The organism is Caballeronia sp. BR00000012568055, from assembly GCF_029439455.1.
Taxonomy (GTDB): domain Bacteria; phylum Pseudomonadota; class Gammaproteobacteria; order Burkholderiales; family Burkholderiaceae; genus Caballeronia.
In genome coordinates this window covers 1-915 of record NZ_JAQFVG010000171.1, presented here as the reverse complement: position 1 = coordinate 915, position 915 = coordinate 1, and the positions used below count along the sequence as shown (strand labels likewise).

The 915-nt window shown below is 58.4% G+C and carries 1 protein-coding gene; it reads right to left on the bottom strand.

The window, feature by feature from the left end:
• Positions 1-75 precede the first annotated feature (75 nt).
• On the bottom strand, positions 76-915 hold an 840-nt coding region (locus P7F28_RS09410), incomplete at its 5' end, for an acyl-CoA dehydrogenase family protein (protein WP_277184238.1).

Here is a 915-nt window from a genome sequence, read left to right as displayed (position 1 = left end):
CGAGATGTTGCGTCGCGAACGGACCCGCACCGTATTGTTCGATGGCGATGATTCGTACGCCTGAAAGTGGCAAGCTCATGCGGGATTCCTCGCAATCAGCATCTTCGCGATAATCAGACGCTGCATTTCATTGGTGCCTTCGCCGATGGTCAGCAAGGGCGCATCGCGATACAAGCGCTCGACGTTGTATTCCTTCGAATAACCGTATGCGCCGTGAATGCGCATCGCTTCCATGCTGTTTTCGACGGCGGCTTCGGTGGCGAAGTATTTCGCCATGCCCGCTTCCATATCGCAGCGCAGGCCTTTATCGTAGGCACGGGCGGCGGAATCGGTAAGCAGGCGTGCGGCTTCTACACGCGTCGCCATTTCGCCGGGCTTGAGCGCAATCGCCTGATGCTCGCAAATCGGCTTGCCGAAGGTCTTGCGCTGCTGCGAATACGCGACGGCTCCATCGAGCGCCGCCTGCGCCACGCCGACACCGCGCGCCGCCACGTTGATACGCCCCAGTTCAAGACCCGAAAGAATCTGCTTCAATCCCAGCCCTTCCTTGCCGCCAATCACATTCGCCACCGGCACACGAAAATCCGTGAACGTCAGCTCGCACGTATCGATACCTTTGTAGCCGAGCTTCTGCAATTGCCGGCTCACTTCAAAACCCGGTCCTTTCTCGACAATCAGGAGACTCATGCCCTTGTGACGCGGCTGCGCTTCCGGATCGGTCTTCACGAGCAAGGCGAGCACATTGCCGTACTTGCTATTGGTGATCCACGTCTTGCTGCCATTGACGACGTAATGATCGCCATCGCGTTTCGCAACGGTGCGGATTGCTTGCAGATCAGTGCCGCAATCCGGCTCCGTCAGTCCAATGCCGCCGCGCAGTTCACCCGTCGCCATACGCGGCAAATAGGCTTGTTT